Source organism: Paraburkholderia diazotrophica, from assembly GCF_900108945.1.
In the GTDB taxonomy this organism is placed as follows: Bacteria; Pseudomonadota; Gammaproteobacteria; order Burkholderiales; family Burkholderiaceae; genus Paraburkholderia; species Paraburkholderia diazotrophica.
The window spans coordinates 86256-105272 of sequence record NZ_FNYE01000007.1; the positions used below are offsets into that span (position 1 = coordinate 86256).

The 19017-nt window shown below is 65.5% G+C and carries 11 protein-coding genes and 2 riboswitches; of the genes, 6 read left to right on the forward strand and 5 right to left on the reverse strand.

Annotation, left to right across the window (positions count from 1 at the left end):
- Positions 1-8: 8 nt before the first annotated feature.
- Positions 9-280: riboswitch (cobalamin riboswitch) on the reverse strand.
- 107 nt (positions 281-387) lie between these two features.
- A riboswitch (cobalamin riboswitch) is annotated at positions 388-674 on the forward strand.
- 192 nt (positions 675-866) lie between these two features.
- The 6 genes from cobW to BMW76_RS11780 all read left to right on the forward strand — a co-directional run bounded on the left by cobW (position 867) and on the right by BMW76_RS11780 (position 13261).
- Entirely contained in the window at positions 867-1985 is a 1119-nt protein-coding gene (gene cobW, locus BMW76_RS11755; RefSeq protein ID WP_090865305.1) for a cobalamin biosynthesis protein CobW, read from the forward strand.
- A gap of 10 nt (positions 1986-1995) precedes the next feature.
- Positions 1996-5799: a cobaltochelatase subunit CobN gene (gene cobN / locus BMW76_RS11760; protein WP_090865306.1), complete on the forward strand. Its 3804-nt coding sequence runs from the start codon at positions 1996-1998 to the stop codon at positions 5797-5799.
- Entirely contained in the window at positions 5796-6830 is a 1035-nt protein-coding gene (locus BMW76_RS11765) for an ATP-binding protein (RefSeq protein WP_090865307.1), read from the forward strand. Before cobN ends, BMW76_RS11765 begins: the two co-directional genes overlap by 4 nt.
- Before the next feature lie 29 nt (positions 6831-6859).
- Positions 6860-7504: a vWA domain-containing protein gene (locus tag BMW76_RS11770; protein WP_090865308.1), complete on the forward strand. Its 645-nt coding sequence runs from the start codon at positions 6860-6862 to the stop codon at positions 7502-7504.
- Positions 7505-7877: 373 nt separating this feature from the next.
- Positions 7878-12185 carry an ESPR-type extended signal peptide-containing protein gene (locus BMW76_RS11775; protein ID WP_090865452.1) on the forward strand — a complete coding sequence of 1436 codons (4308 nt, stop codon included), beginning with the start codon at positions 7878-7880 and terminating at the stop codon, positions 12183-12185.
- Between the two features lie 50 nt (positions 12186-12235).
- The gene (locus tag BMW76_RS11780; protein ID WP_090865309.1) at positions 12236-13261 is read left to right on the forward strand and encodes an OmpA family protein; all 1026 of its coding nucleotides are present in this window, start codon (positions 12236-12238) and stop codon (positions 13259-13261) included.
- Between the two features lie 87 nt (positions 13262-13348).
- Here the strand turns inward: BMW76_RS11780 and BMW76_RS11785 are convergent, their stop codons facing one another.
- The 5 genes from BMW76_RS11785 to cobG all read right to left on the reverse strand — a co-directional run bounded on the left by BMW76_RS11785 (position 13349) and on the right by cobG (position 18953).
- Positions 13349-14287: a flagellar brake protein gene (locus BMW76_RS11785; protein WP_090865310.1), complete on the reverse strand. Its 939-nt coding sequence runs from the start codon at positions 14285-14287 to the stop codon at positions 13349-13351.
- A 164-nt stretch (positions 14288-14451) separates the two neighbouring features.
- Positions 14452-16203 (reverse strand): precorrin-3B C(17)-methyltransferase, encoded by a 1752-nt coding sequence (cobJ, locus tag BMW76_RS11790; protein WP_407668938.1) that lies wholly within the window; start codon positions 16201-16203, stop codon positions 14452-14454.
- On the reverse strand, positions 16200-16958 hold the full coding sequence (locus BMW76_RS11795; protein WP_090865312.1) for a precorrin-2 C(20)-methyltransferase: 759 nt from the start codon (positions 16956-16958) through the stop codon (positions 16200-16202). Before BMW76_RS11795 ends, cobJ begins: the two co-directional genes overlap by 4 nt.
- The gene (locus BMW76_RS11800) at positions 16958-17584 is read right to left on the reverse strand and encodes a precorrin-8X methylmutase (protein WP_090865313.1); all 627 of its coding nucleotides are present in this window, start codon (positions 17582-17584) and stop codon (positions 16958-16960) included. The genes BMW76_RS11795 and BMW76_RS11800 overlap by 1 nt, the downstream gene beginning before the upstream one ends.
- Positions 17577-18953 carry a precorrin-3B synthase gene (gene cobG / locus BMW76_RS11805; RefSeq protein WP_090865314.1) on the reverse strand — a complete coding sequence of 459 codons (1377 nt, stop codon included), beginning with the start codon at positions 18951-18953 and terminating at the stop codon, positions 17577-17579. Before cobG ends, BMW76_RS11800 begins: the two co-directional genes overlap by 8 nt.
- Between the last annotated feature and the right edge of the window lie 64 nt (positions 18954-19017).

The window sequence follows — 19017 nt, forward strand, 5'->3', positions numbered from 1 at the left end:
TCCGCCTCGTCGCCCCCTTGCATCTGGCCGGTATCCGGGCTGGCGGCTCATCGCGTTCGCCTTCCCACTTGCATGATGCAGGCAGTGGCCTTGAACGCACTGCGCGGAAATAACTTCTTCCGCTCGCCGCGTGACCGTTGCGGGGACAGCACAGGCTGAGCGCTTCATTCGCCGCACGTCATGTGCCATACACATGTGCCGTACAAAAGAGGCGCTTCCCTGTTTCCCGTTTAACCGTGCAAGCGAGCGCAGGCACGGCACCAGACGCGCGCATACGATAGCACAGCCGACCTTGAACGTCGCTGCGGAGTTTCCTCGATGGGTGCGTTGCAACGCGGGCGAAGGAGGCACTCTGCCTCTATTCTTGACGCTCCCCGCGTGCAAGCCTAAACTCGCACGCACTCTGGTGCTCGCGCGCGCTTTCTGCTCGCGCAGTTAAACGGGAAATAGCAGGCCCCTCGTGTCGCTCATGTCGGATCGAGTCGTCCCAGGCCAAACTATGCTGCTCCCCGCAACGGTAGGTGAAGGCATCGCGAAGTCGATGCGGAGCCGTCTCGCTGCATGTGCGTCCAACAGCGGCCCATGCAGATCATCCACTGCGCGAAAACGCTCGCGCGGGAAGGAGAGGCGGCGCTTTCATCAGCCCGGATACCGGCCCGAGAAAACGACGCAATGCTGCGGGGATGCGGCGCTGCGTTCACGATTCCGCACGTGCCGCATGCCCGTTTCGCGCTTGCTTCTTTAAGCTGCGAAGCGTTTGCGGCGCCGTTTTCCGTCCCCGTGCATCACGCTGACTCGCACCGCTCGCGGCGTTGCGATTTCAGAGTCCAGAGTCGCCCGACAACACAGCGGGCAACGGAGCCATCATGCAGACACAGATGCGCAAGATTCCCGTGACGATCGTCACAGGCTTTCTCGGCAGCGGCAAGACGACGTTGATGCGTCACATTCTTCAGCACGCGGGCGGCTTGCGCATCGCGGTCATCGTCAACGAGTTCGGCGAGCTCGGCATCGACGGGGAAATCCTCAAGGGTTGCGGCATCGGTTGCGACGAGAACGGCAACGAGACGGAGGGCCAACTGTACGAGCTTGCCAATGGCTGCCTCTGCTGCACCGTGCAGGAAGAGTTCTTTCCCGTGATGGAGCAGCTCGTCGAGCGGCGCGGCCAGATCGATCACGTGCTGATCGAAACGTCGGGCCTCGCGTTGCCGAAGCCGCTCGTGCAGGCGTTCAACTGGCCGTCGATCAAGAACAGCTTCACCGTCGATGCCGTCGTCACCGTGGTCGACGGGCCTGCCGTCGCGAGCGGTCAGTTCGCCGACGACCCCGCCGCCGTCGACCAGTTGCGCAAGGCCGATCCCAATCTCGATCACGAATCGCCGCTGCACGAGCTGTTCGAAGACCAGCTGTCGGCGGCCGATCTCGTGATCCTCAACAAGACCGATCTGCTCGACGAAGCGCAGCAGGCCGCCGTCGAATCGACGCTGCGCGAAGAGATACCGCCTCAGGTGAAAGTGGTGCGCGCGCATAGCGGGCAGCTCGATCTGCACGCGTTGCTCGGGCTCGAATCCGCATCGGAAGAAACGATCCATTTGCGGCACGATCATCACGGTTCCGCCGACGATCCCCATCACGCCGATCACCATCACGACGAGTTCGATTCCGTCGTCGTGACGGCACAGGCGCCGTCGCGCGACACGATGATCGCGGCGCTCAGGCAGGTGGTCGAAGCGCACACGATCTATCGCGTGAAGGGTTTTGCGGCCTTGCCGGGCGCGGCGATGCGTCTCGTCATTCAAGGCGTGGGGCGGCGCTTCGACAGCTATTTCGACCGGCGCTGGCAGGCGGGCGAACTCGACGCGTCTTCTGGCTCTGCGCTCAGCCGCTTCGTACTGATCGGCGCGGACCTCGATCAACGTGCGTTGCAGCGCGCGCTCGATGAAGCGTTGAACGACGTCGCGAACGCCCTGGCGCAACAGGTCTGAAGGCGGCGAGATGCATCTGCTGCGCACCGTCCCCGGCGGTTTCGTCGACGATACGAAGGGCGTCATCCGTATCGACCAGAAGCCCGCGGATATCGTCGTTCTCAGTTCCGCGGACACGACGCTGTCGCTGCTCGCGAGCGTCGTGCCGCGTCTCGGCGAAGGCTTTCCGAGCGTGCGGCTCGCGAATGTCACGTATCTGCGGCAGCCGGCTTCCGTCGATTTCTACGTCGACGATGTGTTGCAGCACGCGCGCGTCGTCGTCGTCGATCATCTGGGCGGCGAGTCGTACTGGCCGTATGGAATCGAACAGGTCGTCGCGCTCGCGCAGCGCAACGGGCAGACGCTCGCGATGTTTTCCGGCGACTTGCAGGAAGACCCGAATCTGCTCGCGCGCAGCACGGCGGATGCGGACCTGTGTCACCGGTTGTGGCGCTATCTGCGCGAAGGCGGCGTGCGCAATGCCGAGTCGTTCATGCGCTGCATCGCGTGGCGCGCGCTCGGTTGGGGCGACGAGCCTGCGCCGCCGAGCCCGTTGCCCGCAGCCGCGCTCTATCACGCCGCGCACGACGCGGCGACCATCGAAGACTGGCAGGCGCGCTGGACTCAGGGCGCGCCCGTCGTCGCGGTGCTGTTTTACAAGGCGCATTTGCAGGCGGCGAACACGGCCGTGTTCGATGCGCTGATCGATGCGCTCGAAGCGCGCGGCATGAACCCGTTGCCGGTCGCGATCACGTCGCTGAAGGATGCGATGAGCCGCGACGTCGTGCAACGACTCGCCGCGCAGCACGACATCGCGCTCGTGCTGAACACGACGGCATTCGCCGCTTCCGCGATCGACGATCCCGAGCCGCTCGCGCTGGCGGGCGACGCGCCCGTGATGCAAGTGATCCTGAGCGGCGGCAATCGCGAAGACTGGCTGAAGGACAATCACGGTCTCAACTCGCGCGATATCGCGATGCATGTCGCGCTGCCCGAAGTGGATGGCCGCATCATCACGCGCGCAATCAGCTTCAAGGGTCTTGCGTATCGCTGTCCGCATACGCAGGTGGACGTCGTTCGCTATCAGCCTGATCACGAGCGCGTGGCGTTCGTCGCCGAATTGAGCGAGCGCTGGTGCAAGCTGCGCCGCACGCCGAACGCCGACAAAAGGCTCGCGCTGATCCTCGCGAACTATCCGATGAGCGAAGGGCGCATCGGCAATGGCGTGGGACTCGATACGCCTGCGTCAGTCGTGAATATCCTGACGATGCTTCGCGACGAAGGCTATCGCATCGACGATGTGCCCGCGAACGGCGAAGCGTTGATGGACTCGTTGACGCAGGGCGTGACCAACGATCCCGTCGTGCGCGATCTGCGGCCCGCGTTGCAAAGCCTCGCGCTGAGCGATTACATCACGCATTTCGCGCGTCTGCCGCAATCGCTGCGCGATGCGCTGAACGAGAAGTGGGGCCCACCCGAACGCGATCCGACCTTGCGGCGCGGACGCTTCATGATCGCGGGCTGGCGCTGCGGACATGTGTTCATCGGCATCCAGCCGCCGCGTTCGCGCGAGCAGAACGACTACGCGAGCTATCACGATGCCGAGCTCGTGCCGCCGCATGCGTATCTCGCGTTCTACTTCTGGCTGCGTCATCAGTTCGGTATCGATGCTGTCGTGCATGTCGGCAAGCATGGCAATCTTGAATGGCTGCCGGGCAAGAGTGTCGCGCTGAGCGATGCGTGCTGGCCCGATGCGATTCTCGGGCCGCTGCCGCATCTGTATCCGTTCATCGTCAACGATCCGGGCGAAGGCAGCCAGGCGAAGCGCCGCGCGCAGGCCGTAATCGTCGACCATCTGATGCCGCCTCTGACGCGCGCCGAAAACTACGGGCCACTGCAAGACCTCGAACGCCAGGTCGACGAATACTATGACGCGCTGATGGTCGATCCGCGCCGCGCGAAGCTGTTGCGCAAGACCATTCTCGACACGATTGTCACGCATCGGCTGCACGAAGAGCTGAGCGTCGACGCGCCGGACGATGCAGAGGCGGAAGACGCGCTGCTCACGCGCGTCGACGCATGGCTGTGCGAGCTGAAGGAAGCGCAGATACGCGACGGCTTGCATACGTTCGGCGAGTCGCCTCAGGGCGTGCAGCGGCGCGATACGCTGCTCGCGCTCGCGCGCTTTCCCGTCGGCGATGGACAGGGCGAGAAGGCGGGGCTCATCGATGCGCTCGCTCGCGATCTGGACGTCGATCGCGTCTTTGATCCGCTGTCGGCGGACTGGTCGGTCGCATGGGAAGGGCCACGTCCTGCGTTGCTGGAACAGGTCAGCGATGCGCCGTGGCGCCACAACGGCGACACGCGCGAACGGCTCGAACTGCTCGCATCGTGCTTGCTCGACGATATGTGCGGGCTGCCTTGCGGTTCACGCATCCCACTCGATGCCGATGCATTGCCGCACGCGGCGCGCGTGATCGCACGGCTGCGCGATGACATCCTGCCGCGTCTCGACGCATGCGGCGCGCACGAACTGATGCATCTGAAACGCGGGCTCGAAGGGCGTTTCGTGCCGCCTGGCCCGAGCGGCTCGCCGTCGCGCGGACGTCCGGACGTGCTGCCGACCGGCCGCAACTTTTATTCCGTCGACACGCGCGCGATCCCGACGCAAGCCGCGTGGTCGCTGGGGCTGAAGTCGGCGCAGACGTTGATCGAGCGTCACTTGCAGGAGCACGGCGACTATCCGCGCGCAATCGGCCTGTCGGTGTGGGGCACGGCGACCATGCGCACGGGCGGCGACGATATCGCGCAAGCGCTCGCGTTGCTCGGCGTACGGCCGAAGTGGGCGCCGGGCAGCCATCGCGTGACCGACTTCGAGATCATGCCGATCGCCGCGTTCGATCGGCCGCGCATCGACGTGACGTTGCGCGTGTCGGGCTTCTTTCGCGATGCGTTCGCCAACGTGATGCATCTGTTCGATGCAGCCGTGCAGGCAGTCGCCGAGCTTGACGAGCCCGAGGACGTCAATCCTATTCGTGCGCGCGTGATGCGCGAGCGCGATGTGTGGATCGCGCGCGGCGTCGCGCCCGACGAAGCGCGCAGGCGTGCGGGCTTTCGCGTGTTCAGCGCGCGGCCCGGCGCGTATGGCGCGGGCTTGCAGGAGATCATCGACACGCAACGATGGCAGACGGACGCCGATCTGGCGAATGCGTATCTGTCGTGGGGCGGCTACGCGTACACGCAGAAGAGCGCGGGCGAAGAGGCGCGGCACGCATTCGGCACGCGGCTCGCGGCGATGGATGTCGTGTTGCAGAATCAGGACAACCGCGAGCACGACGTGCTCGACTCGAACGACTACTACCAGTTCCAGGGCGGCATGACGGCGGCCGTGCGGCATCTCGCGGGCAATCAGCCGCACGTCTATCACGCGGATCACAGCAACCCGGATGCGCCCCGCGTTCGCACGCTGCACGAAGAGATTGCGCGCGTGATCCGTTCGCGTGTGGTGAATCCGAAGTGGCTCGACGGTGTGAAGCGTCACGGCTACAAGGGCGCGGCTGAAATCGCCGCGACGGTCGATTATCTCTACGGCTACGATGCGACGGCGCGCGTGGTCGCCGATCATCAATATGCGCTCGTCGCCGATGCGTATCTGAACGACAGCGATACCCGCGAGTTCATGCGCCGGCACAATCCGCATGCGCTGCATGCTGTCTGCGAGCGGCTCGTCGAAGCGATGCAGCGTGGACTCTGGCAGCAGCCCGGCGGCTATCGCGCGCAAATCGAACAACATCTGCTGGATAGCGAACAGCACATCGAAGGATCACGATCATGAGCGAGACCCGTGCGACGCCTGTCGTGTTTCCGTTTTCTGCATTGATCGGCCAGGCGCCGTTGCGACAGGCATTGTTGCTCGCGGCCGTCGATCCCGGCATAGGCGGCGTGCTGGTCAGCGGGCCGCGTGGCACGGCGAAATCGACGGCTGCGCGCGCGCTCGCCGAACTGCTGCCCGAAGGCCGCTTCGTGACGCTGCCGCTGGGCGCAAGCGAGGACCGGCTGATCGGCACGCTCGATATCGAAGCGGTGCTGCGCGATGCTTCTGTGCGCTTTTCGCCGGGGCTGCTCGCGAGCGCGCATCGCGGCGTGCTGTATGTCGATGAAGTGAATCTGCTGCCGGATGCGCTCGTCGATGCGCTGCTCGATGCGGCGTCGAGCGGCGTGAACACGGTCGAACGCGATGGCGTTTCGCACACGCATGATGCGAGCTTCGTGCTGATCGGCACGATGAATCCGGAAGAGGGCGAGCTGCGTCCGCAACTGACAGACCGCTTCGGCTTGATGGTCGAACTGGAAAACTGCTACGAGCCGCAGACGCGCCAGCACATCGTCAAAGCGCGGCTTGCATTCGATCTCGACCCGTTCGGTTTTCGCGCGGGTCATGTCGAGCAGCAGCACGCGCTGGTCGCGCGCATACGCGATGCGCGCGCGTCTTTGGCACACCTGTCGTTCGACGATGCCGTGCACGCGCATGTCAGCGCGTTGTGCATCGCTGCGGGCGTCGATGGATTGCGCGCGGATCTCGTGATGCTGCGTGCGGCGCGCGCGCTCGCCGCGTTCGAACAGGCCGATGACGTGACGCTCGAACATGTCGATCGCGTCGCGGAATCGGTGTTGCTGCATCGGCGGCGCTTGCATGACGATGAGAACGCGCAGGCTCAGGAGACCGCTTCTTCTGATCGACAGCCGCCGTCTTCAGCCGATAAGGCGAATCCCTCCACGGAAAGCGACTACGGCTATCTCCCGCCCGAGCGGACGGGCATCACGCACGTCAAGCAGGTCATTCCACTTCCGACAAAAAAACACTGAGCCATCGAAAGGGCGCGGCCGCGCGCGCAATGCGCAGCGGTTTTCGATGGCGGCAAGGCGCGGGCGATGCATCGCGCGGCGGCTCGGCCGGCGCACGCATCGCGTGGCCGCGCACGCTTGCCGCGAAGCGCAATCAACGTCTGGATGTGGATCATCTGCGCTTCGTTCATGAAGCGGCACGGGGCGGCGTGCTGCATTGCTTCTTGCTCGACTGCTCCGGCTCGATGCTGTCGGGGCAAAGGCTTGCGCTTGCGAAGGGGCTGCTCGTTGCGCTGTTCGATCAGGCGCGCGGCGAGCGATCGGAGGCGGCGCTCGTGTGTTTCGGCGGGCAACGTGCCGATGTGCGCTTTCGTCCTGCCGTGCCGCGCTGGTGGAACGAACGTTGGCTGTCGCCCATCGGCGGCGGTGGCGGCACGCCTTTGACGCTTGGCATCGAAACGGCGGCGACGGTGCTCGAACACGCGGCACGCCGCAAGCCCGGCCAGCAGCGCTGGCTGTGGATTCTCACGGACGGCCGCAGCAGCGGTGCGCCCGCGCGGCCCGTTGCCGCGGATCATGTCGTCTTCGTCGACTTCGAGCGCGACGAGACGGTGCGGCTCGGTCGCTGCGCTCAGCTCGCGCAAGCATGGGGCGTTGAGTACGTGCGTCCTGATGGGTTGATTGCCGCAAGGTAATCGCGCACACAGCATTGCCGCAATCGTACGATTCTGCGCGGGCATTCTGGCCCGCTGCCCATATCGGTTCGAGATATTGCCATCGCCTTTTCGCGTCTTTTTCGAAGACATACGTAGGGATGCTTCGAACTCCAAGTGGCAAAAATCTAAATAAGACTGCTCCTATTCAGCAACTCGGCCGCTTCGCATAACTTGCCGACGCTGCTAACCCATCGATTGGATTTGGATTGTCTGCGCCGTGTGAAAGAAGTCGACGTGCAGACGGCGCTTTTTTTCGCACTCGAAGCGGCACCACGAAGCGAAAGCCTTTCCGATAGCTGAGCCGATCGTTGGACTGAAGCCGATCATTTATTTATAAAAGTTAGGATAACAAATGAATAGAATTTACCGGACTGTCTGGAACGAAACGACGGGTACCTGGGCCGCCGCACAAGAGAATGCCGCTGCGCGTGGCAAGGGGTCGTCGAAGAAAAATCTCGCGGCCGTCATTGGCATCGTCGGAGCTAGCCTGGCGCTTGCGGCAGGCGGCGCCCATGCAGCCGTCACGACCGGATACGGCTCGCTCGAGCTGTGTCCGGGACTCGCGTCGGGAGGCACGGGTTCTTCGTACGGGTACGCGACGAGTGTGAACAACCTGGACTGCACGACTGCTGGAAGCAATCCTCTTTCGTTCTCACTGAACAATACGGGCGACACCAATGGGTCGTACGGTCTTTCGGCATCGACGGCGCGTATTACCGGTTATCAGACTGGCTTGCTTGAGTTGAAGGGCACGGCGGGCATCAGCATGCTGAACACCGTGAACATGAATTCGAACAAGATCACGAACCTTGCTGCTGGTGCCGTCAACGCGTCCAGCGCCGATGCAGTCAATGGCTCGCAGCTGTACAACGTGGCCAGCTCGACGGCGAGCGCAATCGGTGGCGGCTCGACTTTCGATCCGACGACGGGCACGATCTCCGCGCCGACCTACGTGCTCGACGGCGGCAACACGACCGCGACTAACGTGGGCAGCGCGATCACGAACATCGACGCTCGCGTGAACAACATCAGCAACGGCGCGGGCATCAAGTACTTCCACGCGAATTCGACGCTGGCCGATTCGTCGGCGGCAGGCACCAACTCCGTGGCGGTTGGCCCGGCAGCGACGGCCGCTCTCGCGTCGGACGTGGCGATCGGCAACAACGCGACGACGGAAGTGGGCGCAACCAACAACCCGGGCGCCATTGCGATTGGTGGAAGCGCGACAGCGTATGGCGCATATTCGAACAGTATTGGCGCGAATATCGCAATCGGTTATGGCAGCGTTGCCGGGAAGTCGGACGCCTCGACCTCACAGGGACTGGCACTGGGTACCTGGGCGACGGCTTCGAACTGGGCGACCGACGCTATCGGCACGAGTTCGACCGCGTCGGGCAACTATGCGTCGGCAATAGGCTCGCAATCGTGGGCGACGGGCGACCAGTCCACGGCGTTGGGTGCGTTCACCCACGCAACGGCAAACAACTCGACGGCGCTCGGCGAGGGCGCGAATGCCACGACGACGAACTCGGTCGCACTCGGCTACCACTCGGTCGCCAACTCCGCGGCCCTTGCCACGTCCGGCTACAACCCGGGCAGCGGGACCTTGTCGGCGGCCACGGCTGCGGGCGAAGTGTCGATCGGCACTGCGGGCGGGGAGCGCCGCATCACGAACGTCGCAGCCGGTCTGAACGGCGCGGATGCAGTGAACGTGAGCCAGCTGCAATCGGAAGACGCGAAGGTGAACACGGAAGGCGCAGCGACGGCGGCGGTGCTTGGTGGCGGCTCGACCTTCAATACGACGACGGGCGCGATCTCCGCGCCGACCTACGTGCTCAACGGCGGCAACACGACCGTGAGCAACGTCGGCTCCGCGATAACCAACCTCGACGGCCGCGTGACGCAGAACACGACGGATATCAGCAACATCCAGACGCAGATCGACAACGGCTCGATCGGTCTGGTGCAGCAGGATCAATCGACACGCACCATCACGGTTGCGAAGGGCACGGACGGTACGCTGGTGGACTTCACCGGGACGGCAGGCTCGCGCAGGCTGACGGGCGTAGCTAACGGCAACGTGAATGCATCGAGCGTGGATGCGGTCAACGGCTCGCAGCTATACAACCTGGCGAACTCGACGGCAAACGTGATCGGCGGCGGCGCGACGGTGAACAGCGATGGCTCGATTTCGAACCCGACGTACGTCGTGGGCGGCTCGACCGTGACGAACGTGGCGGGCGCGATCACGAACATCGACGCTCGCGTGAACAACATCGTGAACGGCGGCGGGATCAAGTACTTCCATGCAAGCTCGACGCTGGCGGATTCGACGGCATCGGGTGTCGATTCGGTGGCGATCGGAGCTGCGGCAACCGCGACAGCCCAGAACTCTGTGGCACTGGGTTCGGGCTCGACGACGACGGCCGATCTGTCGGCGGCGGGCTATAACCCGGGCAATACCACGTTGTCGGGTACGGCATCGGCAGCTAACGGCGAGGTGTCGGTGGGCTCGTCAGGCAAGGAACGCCGCGTGACGAACGTGGCGGCCGGGTCTGCCGCGACGGATGCGGTGAACGTGAGCCAGCTGCAGTCGGAAGATGCCAAGGTGAATGCGGAAGGCGCCGCGACGGCGGCGGCGCTTGGCGGCGGCTCGACCTTCAATACGACGACGGGCACGATCTCGGCGCCGAGCTACGTGCTGAACGACGGCAACACGACCGTGACCAGCGTGGGCGGCGCGATCACCAACCTCGACGGCCGCGTGACGCAGAACACGACGGACATCAGCAACATCACGACGCAGATCAATAACGGCTCGATCGGTCTGGTGCAGCAGGATCAATCGACACGCACCATCACGGTCGCGAAGGGCACGGACGGTACGCTGGTCGACTTCACCGGCACGGCAGGCGCGCGCAGGCTGACGGGCGTAGCTAACGGCAACGTGAATGCATCGAGCGTGGATGCAGTGAACGGCGCGCAGCTGTACAACGTGTCGAGTTCAGCGGCAACAGCGCTGGGCGGCGGCTCGACCTTCGACCCGACGACGGGCACGATCTCCGCGCCCACCTACGTGCTGAACGACGGCAACACGATCGTGACCAGCGTGGGCGCCGCGATAACCAACCTCGACGGCCGCGTGACGCAGAACACGACGGACATCAGCAACATCCAGACGCAGATCGACAACGGTTCGATCGGTCTGGTGCAGCAGGATCAATCGACACGCACCATCACGGTCGCGAAGGGCACGGACGGTACGCTGGTCGACTTCACCGGCACGGCAGGCGCGCGCAGGCTGACGGGCGTAGCTAACGGCAACGTGAATGCATCGAGCGTGGATGCAGTGAACGGCGCGCAGCTGTACAACGTGTCGAGTTCAGCGGCAACAGCGCTGGGCGGCGGCTCGACCTTCGACCCGACGACGGGCACGATCTCCGCGCCCACCTACGTGCTCGACGGCGGCAACACGACGGCGACCAGCGTAGGCGGCGCGATCACCAACCTCGACAGCCGCGTAACCAACATCGACAACGCGGTGACGAACATCGTCAATGGCGGCGGCATCAAGTACTTCCACGCGAACTCGACTCTGGCCGACTCGTCGGCGACGGGCAGGGACGCAGTGGCCATCGGCGGCGCGGCGACAGCGGGGGCGGCGAGCGCGGTGGCAGTCGGCGGCCAGTCGACTGCGACCGGGTCGAATTCCGTCGCAGTCGGCGGTCAATCGACGGCGGCCGGGCCGAATTCAACGGCGCTCGGCAACGCATCGACGGCCACGGCGAAGAACTCGGTTGCGCTTGGTTCGGGTTCGATAGCGGATCGCGACAATACGGTGTCGGTCGGGTCGGCGGGCAATGAACGCCAGATCACCAACGTGGCGGCCGGCACGGCAGGCACGGATGTCGTCAACGTCAACCAGCTGAATGCAGCCATTCAGAACGTGACGAATCTCGCGAACAACGCAGCCGATCCGATGTTCACCGCGGACGGCGACCGCAACGCCGAGGCAGCGGCGGCGAGCGGCACGCACTCGACGGCAATGGGACCGACCGCGAACGCGAGCGGCAACCAGTCGATCGCGACGGGCTTCAATGCGAAGGCAAGCGGCGACAGCTCCGTCGCGACGGGCGCGAACTCGGCTGCGAACGGTCCGACGGCAACGGCGATCGGCACGAACGCCACGGCGAGCGGCAGCAACGCGGTTGCGCTCGGCGCGGGCTCCGTCGCCGATCAGGACAACACCGTGTCCGTCGGCTCGGCTTCGCAGCAACGCCGCATCACCAACCTCGCTGCAGGTACGGCGCCCGGCGATGCAGTGAACTTCGGCCAGGTCAACGACATGCTCTCGCAGATGGGCAACCAGGCGGTGCAGGCGGCGAACGCGTACACGGACCAGCAGTTCAGCAAGATGAACAACAAGATGAACTCGCTTGGCGCGGCGGCCATGGCGGCGACATCGCTGATTCCGAATGCGCGCGCGGAAGGCAACTTCCAGATGTCGGCTGCGGCGGGCACCTATGGCGGGGCTGCCGCCATCGCGGTCGGCGCGAACTACTGGGTCAGCGACCGCGTGCTCCTGAACGCGCACGTCACGCGGGCGACGGGCAACGGCGCGAGCACGGGCGCATCGATCGGCGCGACGATCGGGTTCTGAGTGCCGGGCACGCCCGCCGCGCGAATAACGCGGCGGGCGCGGAGAAATCTATGAAAAAACCAATACTACGCAGCGTGGCGTTCGCTGCGCTGGCCGCAACCTGCGCGGCGACCTTTGCTGCGCCGGCGTTCGCAGCCAGCATCAAGAGCGAGGCCGAGGCGTTGATGCCTGCCGCACAGCGCATCGCCGATCCGTACCGGCGCGGCGTCGCAGAAGCCTACCTGGAAATCGCCGCGCGTCAGGACAGCCACGTGCTCGTGTCGAACGTCTACAACGACGCAGCGAAACGGGCGCTCGGCAACGCACGCTACGTGATCGACGGCAGCGGGCAGTGGCAGTCATTGTTCAGCGCGAAGAACTGGCCGACGCGCGACAACTGGGTCCAGGCGATCCGCGCGATCGAAGCGACCAATGCGCGCGCTTCGGCGTCGTCCTGCAAGGGTGAGTCGGCGGGGCGGCTGCATGCGCTCACCGACGAAGTCTGGAAAGAACAGGACGAAACGCACGGCACGCGCTGGGTGCACGGATGGGAATCGATCGAGCGCGCGAAGAAGCTTAGCGAGCAGGTCGACGATGAGCTGAACCGCTGCGCGCCGCCGCCGCCCGTCGACGTTCCGGCGGCAGTCGAGAAGCCCGTCGCGCTGTCCGCCGACGCGCTGTTCGACTTCGACAGCGCGACGCTGACGCGCAACGGCAACGCCGCGCTCGACGACCTCGCGTCGAAGCTCAAGCAGGTGCGCCCGATCGACGCCGTCACGCTGACGGGCTACACGGACCGCTTCGGCAGCGTCGAGCACAACCGCGATCTGTCGGCGCGTCGCGCGCAATCCGTCGCCGACGGGCTGAAGCGACGTGGCGTGGGCGCCGCGCGCTTCGACGTGCGCGGCGCGGGCTCGACGGCGCCTGTCGCGACGTGTCCGGGACCGAAGACGCCCGCCGTGATCGCATGTCTCGCGCCGAACCGGCGCGTGGAAGTGCGCGTCGGCGCGCTGGTCGCGCAGCCGGCCGCCGCGCAGCGCGACGAGCCACGGGTACAGCCGCAGCAATCGCAGCAGCAACAGCAGCAACAGCAGTAACAGCAGTAACGTCCCGCAATAGCGAAGCGGCCCGGTCGTGCGAATGACCGGGCCGCTTTATTTGTCGCGCGTGATCACGCGGGCACTTTACTTCGGTCCGCTCGTCCAGAAGATCACATCGTCGATCCGGTCGAACACGTAGACCTTCAGCGCCATCTGCTCGACCTGATCGAGATTTTCGAACTCGATGCCGTGCGTCGTCGGATCGGCGGGCATCGAACCTTGCTGCACGTTGCGGATGACGGCCGTCGCTTCGATCGATGTGTCCATGTCCTTCGAGCGCAGCCGGAACGCCACGCGAATGCGCTTGCCGACTTCGCCGACTTTCCACGGCGCGGCGAACGACATGCCCATTGCGCTCACGCTCTGCACGAGGCCGAGGCTTTCGTAGCCGGTGCCTTCGGCGTCGATGCCGAAGCGCAGCGGCAGGCTCGCGCGCACGCGGATCGACTTGCGTTCGCGCAGCCGGCGGACCACGCCGGGCTTCGACAGCACGAGATAGTGGAAGGGCGCGACGCACACGGAATCGACGGTGCACACGAAGCGGAACACCGCCTGGCTCGCGATCGCGAGAATCTCGACGTTCTCGCCGACGGACAGCGTCATCGGCTTGCCGTCGACGAGCGGCGGCGTGACGAACAGCGACTCGTTTGGCGCAAAGCCGATGATGCGCGACGGATGCATCGGCGCGCCCATGCCGACCTGCGAGCGCACGCCGATCAATGCGCCGATCGTCAGGTGCATGTCCCTGAGCGTATCGGCTTCGCCCGCTTTGCCGGCGGATTCCGCCGACGAGTGTGACGAACCCGCTTCGACGTCGCCCCGCTGCGGCTTGAAATGCTGAAAGAGAAAGCGGTGCTCGTCGGCGCCGATCACGATTGCGCCGCGCTCGAACAGCAGCGTGTCGTCGCTGTCGACAATCGGGAACTCGAGCGGCACACCGACGGGCACGGCCTCGGGCGCGAGCGACCGAGACATCACAGGCATGCTCGCACTTACATCGAGAGCGTCTTCACTGGTGTGCATGATGGCGAATGAAAGCGTTGGACGAAGATAACCCGTTTAACGTCGTCTTTTAGAAAAACTTTAATTTCTTTTTTAGCGCTGGATCGATCCGGCTTTCAATCGCGCATTCAATCGTGGATTAAATCGCTTCATTTTGATCCGGAAGCGCCCCGATTTAAAACGATTTAAACGTTAAAATCGGCGCTTTTATACCAGCGCGGCGTATAAATCCATTCGCGGGATCTGTCGGCGGGCCGAAAGGCGCGTGTCATCGACGAACCGATTATCACCATCGTCCGCATGTCGACGTCGGCGGATTTCAATCCGGCGAGTGTCGTGGTTTTGAGCGCCGCGCCCGGACGGCCAATATCGCGGCCGAGCACGACAATCGTTTGCGGTCCGCGAAAATCGCGCACGATTTCAAGCGCCTTGTCGAGTTGCCACGGACGCGCGCGCGAAATCGGGTTATAGAATGCCATCACGAGGTCGGCTTCGGCGGCATGCCGCAGACGCGTTTCGATGACGGACCACGGTTTCAGATTGTCGGACAGCGACAGCATGCAAAAGTCGTGGCCAAGCGGTGCGCCCGCCTGCGCGGCCGTGGCGAGCGCGGCGGACACGCCGGGCACGATTTCCAGCTCGACGGCGGCCCATGCCGGGTCACGCGACTCATCAAGCGCTTCGAGCACGGCGGCCGCCATCGCGAACACACCCGGATCGCCCGACGACACCATCGCGACGTGCCTCCCGGCGCTCGCCAGTTCGAACGCATGACGGGCGCGCTGCATTTCCTCGCGATTGTCGGTGCCGTGCACGCGCTGGTCCGCACGAAACGGGCCGGCCATCTTCACGTAGGTTTCGTAGCCGAGAATGTCGGTGGCCTGCGCGAGCGCCGCGCGCGCGGCGGGCACCATCAGCGATGCGTCGCCGGGTCCGAGCCCGATCACGCTCAGCTTGCCGCGCGCGCGGCCGACCGTCGCGGGATCGACGGGCGCGTGCGCGATCGCGAATGCGATGGGCGCGCGGTTGCCATCGCCGAGTATTTTGTGCGGCATACGCAATGTGTTGCCGAGCAGCCGAGCCGGATCGGATGAAGCATCGTCGTCGGCAAAGCGCAACGGGATCTGCAACGCGTCGGCGGCCTGCTGAAGCGCCGCATCGCCGATGCGGGCCGCCGGCGCGAGCAGCACGGCGAGCGCCTGCGCCGCAAGGCCGCGCTCGCGCGCCGCTTCGAGTATGCGTTCGTGCAGACCTTCGTCGCGCACATCGCGTACATCGCCGATCGCGACGACGACGCTGCGTGGATGAATGACCAGTTCGTCCGTCGCGCCGCTCCATGCAAGAGGCGTCACGCGGATCGCACGCCGCGCATCGTCGGCACGCAGCAACTGCACGTCGTCGAGCCACGGCGCGTCGCCTTCGATACGCGTCGCTTCGCCCGCCAGCAGATCGGAAACGAAGCGCTTGCCCTGATCGATGCTCGCGAGCGCGTAGCCATCGGGCGGATTCAGCACGCAGGCGCCGAAGCGCAATTCACCGCTGGTCGTGATCGCGGGCGGCACATCGAGCGCAGCCGCGATCTCGCGCGCCATCGCGTTGACGCCCGACAGGCCGCCGAGCAGCGGCACGACGGCGCTGCCATCCTCCGCGACGGCGAGCACGGGCGGCTCGCTGCCCTTGTTCGCGAGCAGCGGCGCGATGCAGCGGATCACGATGCCCGCCGCGCACAACGCGACGATCGGGGTGCCGCTCGCATACAGCGCGCGCAGATGCGAGGCGAGTTCGGTGAAGGCGACGTCCACATCGGCATCGGCGACGCGTCCTTGCAGCCCGTGCACGCTCGCGCCGGGGCAAGTGGACAGCACGGCGGACTGCACGCGCCGCGCCGTCGCCAGCGCGCCGACGCCGAGTATCACGATCGCGGGCGGTGTCGTCATCCTTGCCATTTTTCCCCCGGCACGACGAGCAGCGAGAAATAGGGCGACGCCATCGGATCGACTTCGGCGAGCGGCACGATGCGCTGGTTCGCCATCGTCGCGCGTTCGACGTAGAGCGCGCGGTCCGCGAGGCCGAGCTCGTCGAGCACGCGGCGCACCTTGTCGAAATTGCGGCCGAGCTTCATCACGACGGCGGCGTCGGCATCGGCGAGACGGCGCTTGAGTTCGTCCTCGGGCAGCACGCCCGACAGCACGGAGAGCGTCTGGTTGCGATACACGAGCGGCTGGCCAAGCACGGCGACGCCGCCGAGCATCGAGCACACGCCGGGCACCACTTCGGCGTCGAAGCGCGGCGACAGCCGGTTCGCGAGCCGGTCGTGCAGATACATGTACGAGCCGTAAAAGAACGGATCGCCTTCGCAGATCACGGCCACGTCGCGGCCCGCATCGAGGTGAGCAGCGACCACTTCCGCCGCCGTGTCGTAGAAGTCCGCGATGATCGCCTCGTACGAGAGCGGCGGTTCGAGCGCTTCCGTCGTCACCGGGTAGACGAGCGGCAACTGCTGCTGCTCGCTCGACAGATGCGACTCGATGATCGAGAACGCGTTGCCTTTCTTGCCCTTCGCGACGAAGTACGCGACCACATGCGCCGACTTCAGCAGACGCAGCGCCTTCACCGTGATCAGCTCGGGATCGCCGGGACCGACGCCCAGCCCGAAGAGACGTCCGCGCGCGCCGTTCGCCTGCTCAGCCATCATTCGTCCTCCGATGCGAGCGCATTCACGGCGGCCGCCACCATCGCGCTGCCGCCTCGGCGGCCTTGCACGACGACGAACGGCACGCCGCGGCTGTCGGCGGCGAGCATCGCCTTCGATTCCGCAGCGCCGACGAAGCCGACGGGGAAGCCGAGAATCAGCGCGGGGCGGGGCGCGCCAGCGTCGAGCATGTCGAGCAGATAGAAGAGCGACGTCGGCGCATTGCCGATCGCGACGACGCTGCCTTCAAGATGCGATCGCCACAGTTCGAGCGCCGCCGCCGAGCGCGTGTTGTCCAGTTCGCGCGCGAGCGTGGGCACGCGCGGATCGGCGAGCGTGCAGATCACTTCGTTGCGCGCGGGCAGACGCGCTCGCGTGATGCCTTCGGCGACCATGCGCGCGTCGCAGAGAATGGGCGCGCCGTTCGCCAGCGCATTGCGGCCGGCACGTCCCGCGCCTTCCGAAAAGCGCAGGTCGCCGACGATATCGACCATGCCGCACGCGTGGATCACGCGCACGGCGAGTTTTTCGAGGTCGGCGGGAATGCGCGACAGGTCGGCTTCCGCGCGTATCGTCGCGAACGACTGGCGATAGATGGCTTGTCCGTCGCGGAGGTAGTCAGGCATCGGATGGCTCGTCAAAAGGTGGGATCGGTGGACGCGCGGCATGGCTCAGCATGCCGGCGGCTTCGTCGATCGTCAGACCGCGCGCGAGACAGCGGCCGAAGCCCGTCGGATCGCGCGGGTCGCGGGTGTGGTACAGGTCATAGCGGCCGGGCGCCACGGCGAGCAGCGTATAAGGCGCGCGATGCGCGGCCGCGCATGAACGCGGGCAACCGCTCAGATGGACTTGCGCGTTCGCATGCGCAGGCAAGTGGGCGGCGAGCTTCATTGCATCGGCCTTGGCGTCGGCGAGACTCTTCGCGCAGCCGGTCGAGCCCGCGCACGCTATCACGCGGGTCAGCGGATCTCGCGCGTTGCACGCGAGGCCGAGCGCTTCGAGCGCCTGCAACGTAGCCGCGATGTACGCGGAGTCGATATCGGTCAGCAGCACACTTTGCCACGGCGTCATGCGCAGCGTCGCGCCGTCGTTGTCCTTCACGAGCCGCGCGAGCCCGCGCAGCGTCGCGCTGTTCATGCGTCCGAGCACAGGCTGCCCACCGACATGCGATCGCCGTTCGTCGCGTTGCCGGTGCGCGCCGAGCCGCAGCGACGGATCGGCGGGCGCGCGGCGCCATCGTTCGATCGACGCATCGCGCAGCAGCGCGATCCCCGTCTTGCTTTCGACATGCGTCAGCACGCGCTCGACGGAATGCACGGCGAGCAGATCGCGCATGCGTGTGTGCTCGGGTGCGGCGAGATCGAGAAACGTGTGCACGAGCGCGTATGTCAGCGCTGCAACGTTGGAAGCCGCGACGGCTGCGACCGCGCCAGCGTGCTTTTCGGCGACAGGCGGGCAGCCTGCAAGACCGAAGGCGAACAGCACGTCGTCGCGCCTGGGATCGCGCGCCGCTGAAAACCAGATATCGTGTGGATGATCGAGCATCGCGAGACGCTCGCCGCCGTCCAGAAGCAGCGCAAATTTCGGCGACAGCGCCGTGAAGCGCTTATCGCTTTGCAGGCGAGCGAGGATGTCGTCGGCAATCGCCGATGTGTCGATCATAGCGCCTGCATCGCGGCCCGCTGTCGGACTCACCATCACGTTGCGCACATCGTCGGCGAACGCATGCATGTTGTCTTGTGAACCCGAAGGCCCGAGTCCCGCCCGGAGCAGCGCCGCGATCAGCGGCTCTTCATGACCGCGCTTCACGCCGCGCAATTGCAGATTCGCACGATTCGTGATGTCGGCGATGCCGCAAGCGTGTTCGTCGATCGTATCGGCGATCGCCAGCGCCTGCGCTGCGCTCAGCTCGCCGCGCGCGAGCTTCACGCGGCAGATGCCGCCGTCGAGCGCGGGCACGATGCGCAGCAGCCCCGGACAGGCTGAAGGGCGCAAGCGACTGGCATCGGACGAAACGTAAGCGTGGCTCAAGGCGTCACCGGGTTAGCGTCGCGCGACG